At 59.1% G+C, this 15,693-nt stretch carries 16 protein-coding genes and 2 tRNA genes; 12 read left to right on the top strand and 6 right to left on the bottom strand.

Annotation, left to right across the window (positions count from 1 at the left end; genetic code table 11):
- Position 1: 1 nt before the first annotated feature.
- Genes ACIQVE_RS18720 through yacG form a run of 3 tightly spaced genes read left to right on the top strand, consistent with a single transcriptional unit; the run spans position 2 to position 1,691 of the window.
- Positions 2-874, top strand: a complete 873-nt coding sequence (locus tag ACIQVE_RS18720; protein ID WP_402810843.1) for a prepilin peptidase — start codon at positions 2-4, stop codon at positions 872-874.
- Entirely contained in the window at positions 871-1,494 is a 624-nt protein-coding gene (gene coaE, locus ACIQVE_RS18715; protein WP_402810841.1) for a dephospho-CoA kinase, read from the top strand. The genes ACIQVE_RS18720 and coaE overlap by 4 nt, the downstream gene beginning before the upstream one ends.
- The gene (gene yacG / locus ACIQVE_RS18710; protein WP_042561115.1) at positions 1,491-1,691 is read left to right on the top strand and encodes a DNA gyrase inhibitor YacG; all 201 of its coding nucleotides are present in this window, start codon (positions 1,491-1,493) and stop codon (positions 1,689-1,691) included. Before coaE ends, yacG begins: the two co-directional genes overlap by 4 nt.
- A gap of 23 nt (positions 1,692-1,714) precedes the next feature.
- Here the strand turns inward: yacG and ACIQVE_RS18705 are convergent, their stop codons facing one another.
- Entirely contained in the window at positions 1,715-2,404 is a 690-nt protein-coding gene (locus ACIQVE_RS18705) for an energy-coupling factor ABC transporter permease (protein ID WP_402810839.1), read from the bottom strand.
- A 227-nt stretch (positions 2,405-2,631) separates the two neighbouring features.
- Between ACIQVE_RS18705 and ACIQVE_RS18700 the strand changes: the two genes are divergently transcribed.
- From ACIQVE_RS18700 to ACIQVE_RS18680, 5 genes are all read left to right on the top strand, one after another.
- Positions 2,632-3,258, top strand: coding sequence for a DUF1780 domain-containing protein (locus ACIQVE_RS18700; RefSeq protein WP_007909887.1), 627 nt, complete (start codon positions 2,632-2,634; stop codon positions 3,256-3,258).
- Positions 3,255-3,782 carry an MOSC domain-containing protein gene (locus ACIQVE_RS18695; RefSeq protein ID WP_402810837.1) on the top strand — a complete coding sequence of 176 codons (528 nt, stop codon included), beginning with the start codon at positions 3,255-3,257 and terminating at the stop codon, positions 3,780-3,782. Before ACIQVE_RS18700 ends, ACIQVE_RS18695 begins: the two co-directional genes overlap by 4 nt.
- 51 nt (positions 3,783-3,833) lie before the next feature.
- Positions 3,834-4,007, top strand: coding sequence for a DUF3094 domain-containing protein (locus ACIQVE_RS18690; RefSeq protein ID WP_007909875.1), 174 nt, complete (start codon positions 3,834-3,836; stop codon positions 4,005-4,007).
- Positions 4,008-4,070: 63 nt separating this feature from the next.
- Complete coding sequence (locus tag ACIQVE_RS18685) at positions 4,071-5,369, top strand: NAD(P)/FAD-dependent oxidoreductase (RefSeq protein WP_402810836.1); 1,299 nt, start codon at positions 4,071-4,073, stop codon at positions 5,367-5,369.
- 294 nt (positions 5,370-5,663) lie between these two features.
- On the top strand, positions 5,664-6,071 hold the full coding sequence (locus tag ACIQVE_RS18680; RefSeq protein WP_402810834.1) for an EF-hand domain-containing protein: 408 nt from the start codon (positions 5,664-5,666) through the stop codon (positions 6,069-6,071).
- 135 nt (positions 6,072-6,206) lie between these two features.
- Here the strand turns inward: ACIQVE_RS18680 and ACIQVE_RS18675 are convergent.
- The 5 genes from ACIQVE_RS18675 to rluD all read right to left on the bottom strand — a co-directional run bounded on the left by ACIQVE_RS18675 (position 6,207) and on the right by rluD (position 11,200).
- A tRNA-Pro gene (locus ACIQVE_RS18675) sits at positions 6,207-6,283 on the bottom strand.
- Between the two features lie 9 nt (positions 6,284-6,292).
- A tRNA-Asn gene (locus ACIQVE_RS18670) sits at positions 6,293-6,368 on the bottom strand.
- 295 nt (positions 6,369-6,663) lie between these two features.
- Positions 6,664-9,228: an ATP-dependent chaperone ClpB gene (gene clpB, locus ACIQVE_RS18665; protein WP_402810832.1), complete on the bottom strand. Its 2,565-nt coding sequence runs from the start codon at positions 9,226-9,228 to the stop codon at positions 6,664-6,666.
- Between the two features lie 263 nt (positions 9,229-9,491).
- On the bottom strand, positions 9,492-10,241 hold the full coding sequence (gene pgeF, locus ACIQVE_RS18660) for a peptidoglycan editing factor PgeF (RefSeq protein ID WP_402810830.1): 750 nt from the start codon (positions 10,239-10,241) through the stop codon (positions 9,492-9,494).
- Positions 10,238-11,200, bottom strand: coding sequence for a 23S rRNA pseudouridine(1911/1915/1917) synthase RluD (gene rluD, locus ACIQVE_RS18655; RefSeq protein ID WP_402810829.1), 963 nt, complete (start codon positions 11,198-11,200; stop codon positions 10,238-10,240). The genes pgeF and rluD overlap by 4 nt, the downstream gene beginning before the upstream one ends.
- A 151-nt stretch (positions 11,201-11,351) precedes the next feature.
- Here rluD and ACIQVE_RS18650 point away from each other — a divergent pair, with 151 nt between their 5' ends.
- The 4 genes from ACIQVE_RS18650 (at position 11,352) to ACIQVE_RS18635 (ending at position 15,651) form a co-directional block, all read left to right on the top strand.
- Positions 11,352-12,368, top strand: a complete 1,017-nt coding sequence (locus ACIQVE_RS18650) for an outer membrane protein assembly factor BamD (RefSeq protein ID WP_402810888.1) — start codon at positions 11,352-11,354, stop codon at positions 12,366-12,368.
- A gap of 127 nt (positions 12,369-12,495) precedes the next feature.
- Positions 12,496-12,729 (top strand): PP0621 family protein, encoded by a 234-nt coding sequence (locus ACIQVE_RS18645; RefSeq protein WP_042561130.1) that lies wholly within the window; start codon positions 12,496-12,498, stop codon positions 12,727-12,729.
- A complete protein-coding gene (locus ACIQVE_RS18640) occupies positions 12,719-14,308 on the top strand; it encodes a sensor histidine kinase (RefSeq protein ID WP_402810827.1) in 1,590 nt (529 codons plus the stop codon). The genes ACIQVE_RS18645 and ACIQVE_RS18640 overlap by 11 nt, the downstream gene beginning before the upstream one ends.
- Positions 14,305-15,651: a sigma-54-dependent transcriptional regulator gene (locus ACIQVE_RS18635; RefSeq protein ID WP_402810826.1), complete on the top strand. Its 1,347-nt coding sequence runs from the start codon at positions 14,305-14,307 to the stop codon at positions 15,649-15,651. The genes ACIQVE_RS18640 and ACIQVE_RS18635 overlap by 4 nt, the downstream gene beginning before the upstream one ends.
- The last annotated feature ends 42 nt before the right edge of the window (positions 15,652-15,693 follow it).

Here is a 15,693-nt window from a genome sequence, read left to right as displayed (position 1 = left end):
CATGCCTATCGACGAACTGTTTGCCCTGTACCCACTGGCCTTTGTCTTCACCGCGTTGCTGCTCGGCCTGGTGGTCGGCAGCTTTCTCAATGTGCTGGTCTGGCGCCTGCCAAAAATGCTCGAGCGCGATTGGCGCCAGCAGGCCCAGGATGTGCTCGGCCTGCCCGGCGAAACGCCGCTGCCGACCTACAACCTGATGCTGCCGCCCTCCGAGTGCCCACACTGCGCACATCGAATCCGTGCGTGGGAAAACATCCCGCTGCTCAGTTATCTGTGGCTGCGCGGACGCTGCTCCGCGTGCGCCGCGCCGATCAGCAAACGCTATCCACTGACCGAATTGAGCTGTGGACTGCTTTCAGCGTTTATCGCCTGGCATGTGGGGTTTGGCTGGGCGGCCGGCTTGTTGATCTTCCTCACCTGGGGCTTGCTGGCGATGAGCCTGATCGACACCGAGCATCAATTGCTGCCCGATGTGCTGGTGCTGCCGTTGTTGTGGTTGGGGCTGATCGTCAACAGTTTCGGGCTGTTCGTGCCATTGCACGATGCGCTGTGGGGCGCGGTGGCCGGTTATATGGCGCTGTGGTCGGTGTTCTGGCTGTTCAAACTGCTGACCGGCAAGGACGGCATCGGTCACGGTGATTTCAAGCTGCTGGCGCTGCTCGGTGCCTGGGGTGGCTGGCAGATTCTGCCGCTGACGATCCTGCTGTCTTCGCTGGTGGGGGCGATTATCGGGGTAATTTTGCTGCGTGTGCGCGAGCAGAAAACCTCGACGCCGATCCCCTTCGGACCCTATCTGGCAATTGCCGGCTGGATTGCCTTGCTCTGGGGTGGTCAAATAACCGACTTCTATTGGCAGTTTGTCGGTTTGAAATGAATACCCCTGTGGAAAAACCCTGGATTCTCGGCCTGACCGGCGGCATCGGCAGCGGCAAAAGCGCTGCTGCCCAGCACTTCATCGACCTCGGCATCCATGTGATCGACGCCGATCATGCAGCACGCTGGGTAGTCGAACCGGGGCGTCCGGCGCTGGCCAGGATTACCGAACACTTCGGCGCTGGCGTGTTGCAGGCTGACGGTACGCTGGACCGTGCAGCCCTGCGCAAACTGATTTTTGAAGACCCGGAGCAGCGCCGCTGGCTGGAAGCCCTGCTGCATCCGTTGATCGCCGAGGAAATCGCCCATCATCTGGCGCTGGCAAAATCGCCCTACGCGATTCTGGTTTCACCGCTGCTGATCGAATCCGGGCAACACGCGATGACCCAGCGAATCCTGGTGATCGACGCGCCGCAACAACTGCAGATCGAACGCACCTTGCAGCGTGACCAGACCAGCGAGCAGCAGGTTCAGGCGATCCTCAAGGCCCAGTCGAGCCGCGAAGACCGTGTGAGCCGTGCCGACGACGTGGTGGTCAACGACCGCGACCTCGCCTGGCTGCACAGCGAGGTCGAGCGCCTGCATGACTTTTACCTGACTTTAAGTGGAGGCCAATCATGAGCCAGATCCCAACCGTAGAATGCCCAACGTGTGGCGCCCCCGTGGAATTCACACCCGATAACAAGTTTCGGCCGTTCTGCTCCGATCGCTGCAAACTGATCGACCTCGGCGCCTGGGCCTCAGAAGAGCACAAGATCCCGGTCGCACCGGATGCCGAGGATGAACTGTTTTCCGGCGATTTCGATCCGCGCCACTGATCCGCCGAGGAGCGCACACAGGATCAAGACTTCGGGTCGTCGTCCTTCCACGGTGCCGAAAGGTAGCGCGTGCGATTGAACGTCTCCAGCCATTCCGGGCTGAACACCACCAGTGCGCTGACGACCATGCCGTTGATGAATGCCTCTGGAAATATGATCAGCCACAGGTAGCCGATAAAGTCTTCCAGCCATTCGGGCATGGCAAACAAGCCGTCGTACCAGAGCAGCGTCAGGCTCAACAGCAGGCACAGCAACGCCGACAGCGCGGCGGCAAGAAACCCGGAACAGAAGATGTACACAAAGGGATTGCGCGGCTGGGCGCGCTCGACGAGGATCGCCACGCACTCGGTAATCACCACCGGCAGCAGAATAAATAATGCGCCGTTGACTCCCAGTGCCGCGAGATCCTGGCGCCCGAGCAGTACCAGTCCGACTTGCGCCACCAGCCCTCCGACAATCGCCAGTGGCCAGTCGAGCAGCAAGGTCACCGCCGTCATGCCGATGAAGTGATAAGACACCCCGGTGTCGAAATCCCTGCGCACCAGCCACAACAGAAACAACGCGAACACCGTGCCGAACAACAGATGCTGACGACGACTGTCACTGAACAACTCGACCCACGGCGCCCGAACAAGCGCCCACAGCAACACCGGCAGATAAATCAGCCAGCCGAGCGTCAGGCTTGTCGAGGACAGCAGTTCTTCACCGATCATGACTCTCTCACCTCGTAACAACATCCCACGCCCGTGTAGGAGCTGCCGAAGGCTGCGATCTTTTGATTTTAAAAAGCAAGATCAAAAGATCGCAGCCTTCGGCAGCTCCTTCAGGGGTATTTCATCGTGCCGATAGTCCGTGATGTCGAAGTCTACACCGCTACTTGGAGTGCATCAGCCGATGCAAAGCTTTCTGCTTGTCGCATTTGAACGCTAAGCTTGGGCCTATGGATGACTCAGATTACTTACGCCTGCTGACCATCGCGGCCGAGCAGGCCAACGCGTTCCTGTCCAATGCCCGCAAATGGGAGCGTGAGCGTTGGGTCTGCCAGCGCCTGCTGCAAGGCCTGAACATTCCTTATCGCGCCGACGAGTTCGCCCCTGCCGGCGAGCCGCCCGACGTGCTTTTTCGCGACGCCAACTTCGAAGTATTCTTCGTCCTCGACGAAGGCCGACGACTCAACGACGAATGGCGCGACGAGTTGCAACGTCGGCGCAGCGCGTTCTCCCTCAGCCAACTGGTGCGCCGCGAAGCCAAGCCAAAGCGGATTCCGGCCAATGAATTCCTCTTGCGCCTCGCACCGACGCTGCGCAAAAAAGCCCACAATTACAAGGAGCGCGGCATGGATCTGGGCGAGCTGGACATCATCGCTTTCGCCAGCCTCAAGCGCGAGGTGCTGGACCTCAACAGCCACTTCCCACCGCCAACCGAATATCTGCGTCAGGGCTGGCGTTCGCTGTCTCTGGTCGGCCCGACGTTCGCCCGCGTGCTGTTTGCGCACCCCGATGCACCGGACTTTCTGCGCAGTAACCTGGGGCGCAGCATCGTCTTCGATGTCGGGATCAGCTTATGACGCCGCTTCAGCAATTGATCGCCGATGTTCCGCAAACCGGCACTGTGCGCTGGATTGGCGTGCGCCCCGAATCCCGTGGACCGATGATTAAACTCGATGCCGTTGAAGCACGGCTTGAAGCCGGACTGACCGGCGATCACGCCCGCCCAGGCGTACGCAACGCGCGGCAAGTGACGCTGATTCAGTGGGAACATCTGGCGGTGATCAGCGCATTGATGGGCCGTTCGCAGGATCAACCGGTAAAACCTGAAGATCTGCGGCGCAATCTCGTTATAAGCGGGATCAACCTGTTCAGCCTCAAGGGCCGGCGCTTTCGCATCGGCCAGGCAATTTTCGAAACCACCGGCTGGTGCCAGCCCTGCGCACGTCTGCAGAACAACCTCGGCCCTGGCACCTTTCAAGCGGTGCGCGGCCATGGCGGAATCACCGCGCGAGTGTTACAAAGCGGGATTATTCGCCTCGACGATAGCGTGTCTGTCGAACCGGTTCCGGACAGCGGCTATGCTGCGTTCAACCCCGGTTGAAAACCGCTGTAGCTTCTGCACATTCAGTAACGTCTACCTGACGAGGCCTTTATGACCAGCCGCCTGAACCCCGAAGACCAAAAGCATGTCGAAGAGTACCTGCAACTGTCCCAACACCGTGTCGAGCGCCGGCCTTTCCGGCCGTGGATGCTCCTGGTGCTGGTGCTGGCAGTGACCATTGGTCTTGGCTTGTTGAGCCGATTTATCAGTTACCTGACGCTATGAGCTGCTTGGCGCTCGCTTGGGTAACTGCACCGATTTCTTTTAAAAACCTTGCGAGTTATCCCCATGTCCCATCGTATTGTTATTGTCGGCGGCGGCGCCGGCGGTCTGGAGTTGGCTACCCGTCTGGGTAAAACTCTGGGCAAACGCGGCACGGCCAGCGTCATGCTGGTTGACGCGAACCTGACGCACATCTGGAAACCGCTGTTGCACGAAGTGGCCGCCGGATCACTGAACTCTTCCGAAGACGAACTCAACTATGTCGCCCAGGCGAAATGGAACCACTTCGAGTTCCAGCTGGGGCGCATGAGCGGGCTCGATCGCGCGTCGAAGAAAATTCAACTGGCCGCCACCTACGACGAAAACGGCGTCGAACTGGTGCCCGCTCGGGAGGTGGGCTACGACTCGCTGGTGATCGCAGTCGGCAGCACCACCAACGACTTCGGCACTCAGGGCGCGGCGCAGCACTGTCTATTCCTCGACACCCGCAAACAGGCCGAGCGTTTCCATCAGCAACTGCTTAACCACTATCTGCGAGCGCATGCTGGGCAAACCGATGTGGTCCAACAGATCAGCGTGGCCATCGTCGGCGCCGGTGCTACTGGCGTCGAGTTGGCGGCAGAACTGCATAACGCGGCGCATGAACTGGCTGCGTACGGCCTCGACCGAATCAAACCGGAAAACATGCACATCACCCTGATCGAAGCCGGGCCAAGGGTGCTGCCTGCCCTGCCGGAGCGCATCAGCGGGCCGGTGCACAAGACCCTGGAAAAACTCGGGGTCAACGTGATGACCAATGCGTCAGTCAGCGAAGTGACGGCCGACAGCCTGATTACCGCCGATGGCAACGAGATCAAGGCCAGCCTGAAAGTCTGGGCGGCGGGCATTCGTGCACCGGGTTTCCTCAAGGATATCGATGGCCTGGAAACCAACCGCATCAATCAACTGCAAGTGCTGCCAACGCTGCAGACCACCCGCGACGAAAACATCTTCGCTTTCGGCGATTGCGCCGCATGCCCGCAACCTGGCTCCGATCGTAACGTGCCGCCGCGTGCACAAGCCGCGCACCAACAGGCGTCGCTGCTGGCCAAGTCGCTGAAACTGCGCATCGAAGGCAAGACACTGCCGGAATACAAGTACACCGACTACGGCTCGCTGATTTCGCTGTCGCGCTTCTCGGCGGTGGGTAACTTGATGGGTAACCTGACCGGCAGCGTGATGCTTGAAGGCTGGCTGGCGCGGATGTTTTACGTGTCGCTGTATCGCATGCACCAGGTGGCGCTGTACGGACCATTCCGCACGGCAATGCTGATGCTGGGCAGCAAGATTGGCCGTGGGACCGAGCCGCGCTTGAAGCTGCATTGATGCAGTAAAAACTGTGGGAGCGAGCTTGCTCGCGAAGGCGGTATATCAGTCGACATTAATGTTGCGGATCCGATGCTTTCGCGAGCAAGCTCGCTCCCACAGGGTTTTATGTTGATCGTTAGAGATGTGTCTGACTGTATCCTCCCCCGCCATCCCCACCTTCGCTTACAAACTCCCCCGCTGCACGACACAGACGCGATACACCGCCACCGCCTAATGGCCCCACCCGAGCGCACCTGCTCCGGCTGATCGTCCTTAACGTGTGGTTGCGCTGTGCAACCGTAGGAGAATGCAATGTCCCGTAATTCGACTCTCGGCAAAAAATCCATTGGCCTGATCGGCGCTACGCTGGCGGGTGGTCTGATGCTGTCCGGCTCGGTATTCGCCGCGCAGCCGCTGGCTCTGGGCTACATGGTCGCCTCGGCAGAGACCTCAGTGAAGGCGCCAGAAGGCAAATGCGGTGAAGGAAAATGCGGCGATGCCACGATGGCCAAGACCGACAGCGATGGCGACGGCAAGGTTTCGCAGGCCGAGTTCATCAAAGTCGCGCCGAAGTCTGACTTCGACAAGATCGACACCAACCACGACGGTTTTATCGATGAGCAAGAGGCCTACAACAACGTGAAAGCCAACTTCGAATCCAACGGCAAGAAAATGCCCAAAGGACTGTTCGAACACCTGAAAGACCAAGACGGCGCCTGAGTCGGCCGAGGACAAAGCCGCGTCTTCCTTTGGAAACGCGGCTTTTTTACGCCCCAAACAACCACTGTTGATGTTGCGCTTATAAATGCCGGACAAAAAAAATCCCCGTATCTTTCGATACGAGGATTTTTAATATGGTCGGGGTAAGGGGATTCGAACTCCTGACATCCTGCTCCCAAAGCAGGCGCGCTACCGGACTGCGCTATACCCCGGCTTGAAATTGGCTCCGTGACCAGGACTCGAACCTGGGACCCAATGATTAACAGTCATTTGCTCTACCGACTGAGCTATCACGGAACTACATATTTCAATTTACAACGGTGAAACCTGAAGCTTTCAGACCCCGTTCGCATCGCTGCGTTCGTGTGTCTGAGGCGCGCTATTCTACAACCTAGAACACCTCTGTCAACCCCCTAAATCGCTTTCAAGTTAATGATTTGCAACTTATTTCAGATTTCGGCTCAGTGAGCTGAAACGCTGTGGGTGACTGACTGCGGGGCGCACTTTACAAGCCTTTTCCTTTGAGTTCAACAGCCTGGCGAAAAAAAGGCCTCGCAATGCGAGGCCTTCCTTATTTCATTGACGCTGCGGCTCAGCCGAAAACGATTTCGTCGTTCACCACTGAACCTGTTGCCGTTGCGCCAGGCAGGAAATGCCCCGACAGAATCAACTGCGCCAACGGGTTTTCGATCCAGCGCTGGATCGCCCGCTTCAGTGGACGTGCGCCATAGACCGGGTCGTAGCCAACAGCAATCAGTTTGTCCATCGCTTCCGGGCTCAGCTCAAGCTTCAGCTCGCGTTCGGCCAGACGGCTGCGCAGGCGGCCCAGCTGGATCTCAGTAATACCCGCGATCTGATCCCGCGCCAAAGGCTCGAAGATCACCACTTCGTCGACCCGGTTAATAAACTCCGGACGGAAATGGGACGTCAGCGCATCCATGACTGCCGCACGTTGCGCCTCACGATCACCGACCAGTTCCTGGATCTGCGACGAGCCAAGGTTGGAGGTCATGACGATCACGGTATTGCGGAAATCCACCGTACGGCCATGACTGTCGGTCAGGCGACCATCCTCAAGCACTTGCAGCAGAATGTTGAACACATCCGGGTGCGCCTTCTCGACTTCGTCCAGCAGGATCACCGAGTAAGGCTTGCGCCGCACCGCTTCGGTCAGGTAACCGCCCTCTTCGTAGCCGACGTACCCCGGTGGCGCACCGATCAACCGTGCCACGGAATGTTTCTCCATGAACTCGGACATGTCGATCCGCACCATCGCCTCTTCAGTATCAAAGAGGAACTCGGCCAGCGCCTTGCACAGCTCGGTTTTACCGACACCGGTCGGGCCGAGGAACATGAACGAGCCGCTCGGACGATTCGGGTCGGACAACCCGGCACGCGAACGGCGCACCGCATTGGAAACCGCCACGACCGCCTCTTCCTGACCGATCACGCGTTTGTGCAACAGGCTTTCCATCTTCATCAGCTTGTCGCGCTCGCCTTCGAGCATTTTCGACACCGGGATGCCGGTCCACTTCGACACGACCTCCGCGATTTCTTCCTCGGTCACCTTGCTGCGTAGCAACTGGTTTTCGCTCTTGCCGTGCTGGTCGACCATTTGCAGGCTGCGTTCCAGATCCGGGATGACCCCGTACTGCAACTCGGCCATGCGGTTCAGATCGCCTTTGCGGCGCGCGGCTTCCAGTTCCTGACGAGACTGTTCGATCTTCTGCTGAATCTGTGCAGAACCCTGCACCTCGGCTTTTTCCGAGTTCCAGATTTCTTCCAGATCCGAGTATTCGCGCTCAAGACGGACGATTTCTTCCTGAAGTTTTTCCAGGCGTTTCATCGCCGCTTCATCGCTTTCTTTCTTCAGTGCCTGAGATTCAACTTTCAGCTGAATCAAACGGCGCTCCAGGCGATCCAGCACTTCCGGCTTGGAGTCGATCTCCATGCGGATGCGGCTGGCGGCCTCGTCGATCAGGTCGATGGCTTTGTCCGGCAGCTGCCGATCAGTGATGTAGCGATGACTGAGCTTTGCCGCAGCGATAATCGCGCCGTCGGTGATCGCGACCTTATGGTGAACCTCGTAACGCTCTTTGAGGCCACGCAGGATGGCGATGGTGTCTTCTTCGCTTGGCTCTTCCACCAGGACTTTCTGAAAGCGCCGCTCGAGGGCCGCGTCCTTCTCTATATATTGGCGATACTCGTTGAGCGTGGTCGCGCCAACGCAATGCAACTCGCCGCGAGCCAGCGCTGGCTTGAGCATGTTGCCGGCATCCATCGAACCTTCGCCTTTACCGGCGCCAACCATGGTGTGCAGTTCGTCGATGAACAGAATGATCTGCCCTTCCTGCTTCGACAGCTCGTTGAGCAGCGACTTCAGGCGCTCTTCGAACTCACCGCGATACTTGGCGCCGGCAATCAGCGCGCCCATATCGAGCGACAGCAGACGCTTGCCCTTGAGGCCATCCGGCACTTCGCCATTGATGATGCGCTGGGCCAGGCCCTCGGCAATCGCGGTTTTACCCACGCCAGGCTCACCGATCAGCACCGGGTTGTTCTTGGTGCGACGTTGCAGAACCTGAATGGTGCGACGGATTTCGTCGTCACGGCCGATCACCGGATCGAGCTTGCCGTCTTCGGCGCGCTTGGTCAGGTCGACGGTGTATTTATCCAGCGCCTGACGCGACTCTTCGTGGTTGGCGTCGTTAACGGCTTCGCCACCGCGCAGGTTGTTGATCGCGTTTTCCAGGGCTTTTTTGCTCACGCCTTGGCCGAGCAACAGTTTGCCGAGCTTGCTGCTCTCGTCCATCGCCGCGAGCAACACCAGTTCGCTGGAAATGAACTGATCGCCCTTCTGCTGGGCCAGGCGATCAGCCTGATTGAGTAGCCGCGCCAGATCCTGCGACATATTCACGTCGCCAGTCGGGTTCTGGATTTTTGGTAATTGGTCAAGCTCTTTGGTCAGCTCTTTGCGCAAGCTGTTGACGTCAAAGCCAACTTGCATCAGCAGAGGTTTGATCGAACCACCCTGCTGTTCAAGCATGGCCTGCATCAAGTGCGCCGGCTCGATGGCCGGATGATCGTGGCCGACAGCCAACGACTGGGCGTCGGACAAGGCCAACTGTAATTTGCTGGTTAAACGGTCTATACGCATGGGTCACCTTCCTTTTGAGCAGGCCGGACCTAAGAAACCATCCTGAATAAAGAAACCTGCCAGATACCGCTATAGATGCGGTCGATTCTGCAAGATTCAAGCGTCGGGCAGTTGATTCAAGTCAGGCAAGTCTAGCTGGCGCCCAGCTTCGCAAATACGACCCTCTTTTGACGAGCGACTGTTTTTGTCAGGCAAGGCGCCGCGACGAGTCATAGCCCGCTATGACGAGGAGCGGTAACGCAGCCTGACGAAAACAGACGCCGTCAAAAAGGAGTTGTATTTGTGAGGCTGGGCGCTTGAAGCCAGATCAGGGAGGCGAACCGACCGGTACGCGAGGCACGGCGGTAAGAAAAGAAGCGCGGATCGGTCACGGTGCAAAAACCGCCGCCGTACACCGCTGTGACACCACGAACTGCCAGACGCAGGCGCGCCAGCTTATAGATGTCGGCCATGAACTTGCCCGCATTGTGGCTCGGGACAAACGCTGACTCGGCTTCGGGCAATTGATTGATGAAGACTTCCCGCACTTCCGGGCCGACTTCAAAGGCTTGGGGGCCGATGGCAGGGCCGAGCCAGACCAAAATTTCTCCTGGGGCTACATCCAGACTGTCGAGCGTGGCTTCAAGTACGCCCGCCGCCAGTCCACGCCAACCGGCATGGGCTGCGGCAACGCGAGTGCCAGCGCGATTGCAGAACAATGCTGGTAAACAATCCGCCGTCATCGCCGTGCAGGCGATACCGGGGGTTGCCGTCCAACTGGCATCGGCAGTCGCAACAATGCCTGGATCAGCATGCGCCACGGCAATCCCGTGAACTTGCTGCAACCAGGCAGGCTTTATAGAGAAGTGCTCGGTCAGACGCCGACGATTCTCGGCAACAGCCTCGGGACGATCATCAACATGATCGCCCAGATTGAGGCTGTCGAACGGCGCCTCGCTGACACCCCCCTCGCGGGTGGTGACACAGGCCCTGACGCTGGCCGGCGCAGGCCAGTCCGGCGTCAGCCAGTTCATCCGATGAAAGCCTCGCGATCCTGTTTGAGCAGGGTCAGCAACCAGACGAAATCTTCTGGCAGCGGCGATTCCCAGCTCATGCGCTTACCGCTCGTCGGATGATCCAGCTCAAGGAACCGCGCATGCAGTGCCTGACGCGGGAACTGCTTGAGGGTTTCGACCATGTTCACGTTCGCGGCTGGCGGAATGCGGAAGCGACCGCCATATGCCGGATCGCCGACCAACGGGAAGTTGATGTGCGCCATGTGCACGCGAATCTGGTGAGTACGACCGGTTTCCAGTTTTACCCGCACGTGAGTGTGGGAACGGAAACGCTCCAGCACGCGGTAGTGGCTGACGGCAGGCTTGCCACCTTCCATCACCGCCATGCGCTGGCGCTGCTGGCCGTGACGACCGATCGGGGCGTTGATCTTGCCCCCGGCGGTGACCACACCAATCACGATGCACTCGTAGATCCGGCTGACGCTGCGACTCTGCAATTGAGTAACAAGCTTTGTCTGCGCCTGAATGGTCTTGGCCACCACCATCAAACCGGTGGTGTCCTTGTCCAGACGATGCACGATACCGGCGCGCGGGACATTGATGATGTCCGGCACGTGGTGCAGCAAGGCGTTGAGCAAAGTGCCATCGGCGTGACCGGCAGCCGGGTGCACCACCAGGCCCGCAGGCTTGTTGATCACCAGGATGTCGTCGTCTTCATAGACGATGTCGAGTTCGATGTCCTGGGCGATCCACTCACCCTGGGCTTCCTGCTCGGCAGTCAGCTCAAGGATGGCACCGCCATGCACGATGTCGCGAGGGCGGATGACCGCCCCGTCCACAGTCAGGCGACCTTCTTTGATCCAGGCGGAAAGGCGCGAGCGAGAGTGCTCAGCGAAGAGTTGGGCAGCGACTTGATCGAGGCGTTGGCCGCCCAATTCGGACGGCACCTCTGCGCGAAGTTCAATTTTATCGGACATGCTCTGACTGTGCGTCGGCACAGCTTTTGGTTTCGGCTGCGCGCTTGTGGTTAAATACGGAGTCTTTTGCCCCGAGGCTTTTCAACGGGGCGCTCATCATAACAGGACGGCCCCGCCCAAGACAGCGGCCGTCATAGGGACGCAAGCCGCCATTCAATTGAAACACCTGCTTCTGATCGCCATCCTCGCATTGACCGCTGCTTGCTCATCGAAGGAAGTCGTAGACGAAAACCTGAGTGAAGCCGAGCTGTACCAGCAGGCTCAGCAGGACCTGGACAACAATAGCTACACCAGTGCCACAGCCAAGCTGAAGGCTCTGGAGTCACGCTATCCGTTCGGTCGCTACGCCGATCAGGCACAACTCGAACTGATCTACGCGAACTACAAGAACGCCGAGCCGGAAGCTGCCAAGTCCGCCGCCGAGCGTTTCATTCGTTTGCACCCACAGCATCCGAACGTGGATTACGCGTATTACCTCAAGGGTCTGACTTCCTTTGACCAGGACGTCGGCCTGCTGGCGCGCTTCCTGCCGCTGGACATGACCAAGCGTGACCCGGGCGCTGCCCGCGACTCCTACAACGAGTTCGCCCAGCTGACCAGTCGCTACCCGAACAGCCGCTACGCGCCGGACGCCAAGCAGCGCATGATTTACCTGCGCAACCTGCTGGCCGCCTACGAAATCCACGTAGCCGACTATTACCTGACCCGTCAGGCCTACGTCGCCGCCGCCAACCGTGGCCGTTATGTAGTGGAAAACTTCCAGGAAACCCCATCGGTCGGCGACGGCCTGGCGGTAATGACCGAGGCTTATCAGCGTCTGCACCTGGACGAACTGGCCAACACCAGCCTGGAAACCCTGAAGCTCAACTACCCGGATCATCCGACCCTGCAAGACGGTCAGTTCGTGCCAAGGGTTGCAGAAGCCGACAACCGTTCGTTCCTGAGCAAGGCGACCCTCGGTCTGATCGAGTCGCGTCCGCCGCTGCCGCCGGGCGAAACCCGCGCCAACCAGGACGTGCAGAAGCAGTTCCAGGACGCCAAAGACGCGATCCCGAACGAGCTCAAGCCTAAAGACGAGAACGGCGACGTGATCGAAGAGCCGGAGCCTGAGTCGAGCGACACCGACCGTTCGTGGTTCAGCTACATGACTTTCGGCGCGTTCGACTGATCGCACCGCAGGCACAAAAAAGGGAGATCTTCGGATCTCCCTTTTTCATTACCGCGCTTTAATAGCGCTGTGCGCTTGTCAGGACCTTGGCTAAACTGCCGGATCATCCGTCGAAAAGCTGCTCATCATGCTTCGTTTATTGTTCTGGATTGCCCTGATATTTGCCGCGATATGGCTGTGGCGCAAGTTCAAGGCCCCCGCTTCGTCCGCCCAATCCCCTCGCGAGCAAGATGCTGCGCCGATGGTGCGCTGTGCCCATTGCGGCGTGCATCTGCCGCGCGACCGCGCATTGAGCCTTCAACAACAGTGGTATTGCAGCCAGGCTCACCTCGAGCAAGGCCCAGGCTCCAGTGATCGCTGAGGCCGCCAATGCCGACAGCAAACAGGCTCAGCGACTGCTGCGCCTTTATCATCTTTACCGTTTAACTATCGGCATCACCCTGGTGCTGCTGATATCCAGCAACATGGACAACCGCTTGCTGACGTCGGCCAACGACGATCTGCTGCGCAGCGGCAGTTGGCTGTACCTGGTTCTCAATATTCTGCTGGTGGTGTTCCTGGAGAACACCCGCCGCCCGGCGCAATTGTTCAGCCTGGCGCTGGTCGATGTCCTGCTGCTATGCGGCTTGTTCTACGCGGCAGGCGGCGTGGGCAGTGCGCTCGGCAACTTGCTGATCGTTTCGGTGGCGATCAGCAATACCTTGCTGCGCCGACGCATCGGTCTGCTGATCGCCGCCATCGGCGCCCTCGGCATTGTCGGTTCAAGCTTTCTGCTGAGTTTCAGTCATCCCCTGAGCGCTAACGAATACCTGCAGGCCGGCACCCTCGGCGCGCTGTGTTTTGCCGCATCGTTGCTGGTGCAAGGGCTGATCCGACGACTGGAAGTCAGCGAAACCCTGGCCGAGCAAACCGCCAGCAAAGTGGTCAGCCTGGAGGCGCTCAATGCGCTGATCCTGCAACGCATGCGCACCGGGATCCTGGTGCTCGACGAACAACGCCGGGTACAACTGGCCAATCACAGCGCGCAAACCCTGCTCGCGCAATCGCACCTTCAGGGCCACCTCATCGACGATTACTCGACCGCGCTGGTCGAGCGCCTGCAATTGTGGATGAACAACCCGACACTGCGCCCACAGAGCCTGAAGATCCCCGGCAATGGCCTGGAACTGCAGCCAAGCTTCATCGCCCTCGAACAGAGCCCCAATCAGCAGACCCTGGTGTTTCTCGAAGATCTCGCGCAAATCGCTCAACAAGCCCAGCAACTGAAACTTGCCGCGCTCGGGCGTCTGACTGCCGGCATTTCCCACGAGATTCGCAATCCGCTGGGCGCCATCAGTCATGCCGCGCAGTTGTTGGGGGAGTCCGAGGAACTCGATAGCGCAGATCGACGTCTGACGCAGATTATTCAAGACCACTCTCAGCGCATGAACCGAGTTATCGAAAACGTCCTGCAACTGTCCCGCCGGCAACAGAGCGCTCCACAACGGCTGGATCTCAAGCCGTGGCTGGAAAACTTCGTCACTGAGAGCCGCGTGCAAGCCACCGAGCGGCAGAAAATTCATCTGCGGATCAACTCGGGAGACTTCGCCACCCTGATGGACCCCAACCAGCTCACGCAGATTCTCGACAACCTGTTACGCAACGGCTGGCGTCACAGCGCCTTGCTGCACGATCAGGCCGAGGTCTGGCTGGCCCTGTTTATCGACCCCGACAGCCAACTGGCAGTGCTCGAAGTGCAGGACAACGGCCCCGGCGTTCCGCTTGATCAGCAGGCGCATCTGTTCGAACCGTTCTTCACCACCAGCAGCCAAGGCACCGGCCTTGGGCTTTATCTGTCCCGTGAGCTGTGCGAAAGCAACCAAGCGCGCCTAGACTTCAATCCACGCCAAGGCGGCGGCTGCTTTCGCATCACCTTTGCTCACGGACGGAAACAAAGTTGAACACGAGCCCACGGCAAAAAATCCTCATCGTCGACGACGAACCGGATATCCGCGAACTCCTGGAAATCACCCTGGGACGGATGAAACTCAACAGCTACAGCGCACGCAATCTGGGTGAGGCCCAGGCGCTATTGCAGCGCGAGACCTTCGACCTGTGCCTGACCGACATGCGCCTGCCCGATGGCACGGGGCTGGAACTGGTGCAGCATATTCAGCAGTGTTATCCACAACTGCCGGTGGCAATGATTACCGCGTACGGCAGCCTGGAAACGGCGATCAATGCGCTGAAGGCCGGAGCTTTCGACTTTCTGACCAAACCGGTGGACCTTACCCGGCTGCGGGAATTGGTCGCGACAGCACTGCGCATGCCCGCCGTTGGTGGCGTAAGTACCTCGATTGATCGACGCTTGCTTGGCGACTCACCACCGATGCGCAACCTGCGCAAACAAATCGACAAACTCGCTCGCAGCCAGGCACCGGTGTACATCAGCGGTGAATCCGGCAGCGGCAAAGAGCGGGTCGCACGACTGATCCACGAACAAGGGCCTCGCGCCGGCAAGCCTTTCGTGCCAGTGAACTGTGGGGCGATTCCTTCCGAGCTGATGGAAAGCGAGTTTTTCGGCCATCGCAAAGGCAGTTTTACCGGCGCGGTCGAGGACAAACCGGGCCTGTTCCAGGCTGCGCAAGGCGGGACATTGTTTCTCGATGAAGTGGCGGACTTGCCACTGTCGATGCAGGTAAAGCTGCTGCGGGCAATTCAGGAGAAAGCCGTACGCAGTGTCGGCGGCCAACAGGAAACCGTGGTCGATGTACGCATTCTCTGTGCGACGCACAAGGACCTCGACGCAGAAGTCGCCGCCGAGCGTTTTCGTCAGGATCTTTATTACCGGCTCAACGTGATCGAATTGCGTGTGCCGCCCCTGCGCGAACGACGGGATGACATAGAAGTGCTGGCCGCGCACATGCTTGCACGCTTGGCCAAGGACACGTTGCAACCGGCGGCGTCCCTGCATCCGCAGGCTTTGGAAGCGCTGAAGAACTATCGATTTCCGGGGAATGTGCGGGAACTGGAGAACGTGCTCGAACGGGCGCATACCTTGTGCGAGAACCGTACGATCGAGGCTGAAGATTTACGCTTGAGCGAGGGTAACTGCGCGGCCGAGGGTGGCATTGCGGATCTCACGCAGATCGACAATCTGGAAGATTATCTGGAGAACGTCGAACGCAAACTGATTTTGCAGGCGCTGGAGGAGACTCGGTGGAATCGCACGGCAGCGGCGCAGCGGTTGAGTCTTTCGTTCAGATCGATGCGTTACAGACTGAAGAAATTGGGGCTGGATTGAGGCCCCCTTCGCGAGCAAGCTCGCTCCCACAGGTTTCGTTGG

Origin of the sequence: Pseudomonas sp. NPDC098747 (genome assembly GCF_044760045.1) — a bacterium.
GTDB lineage: Bacteria > Pseudomonadota > Gammaproteobacteria > Pseudomonadales > Pseudomonadaceae > Aquipseudomonas.
This window is presented reverse-complemented; position numbering and strand designations above follow the sequence as displayed.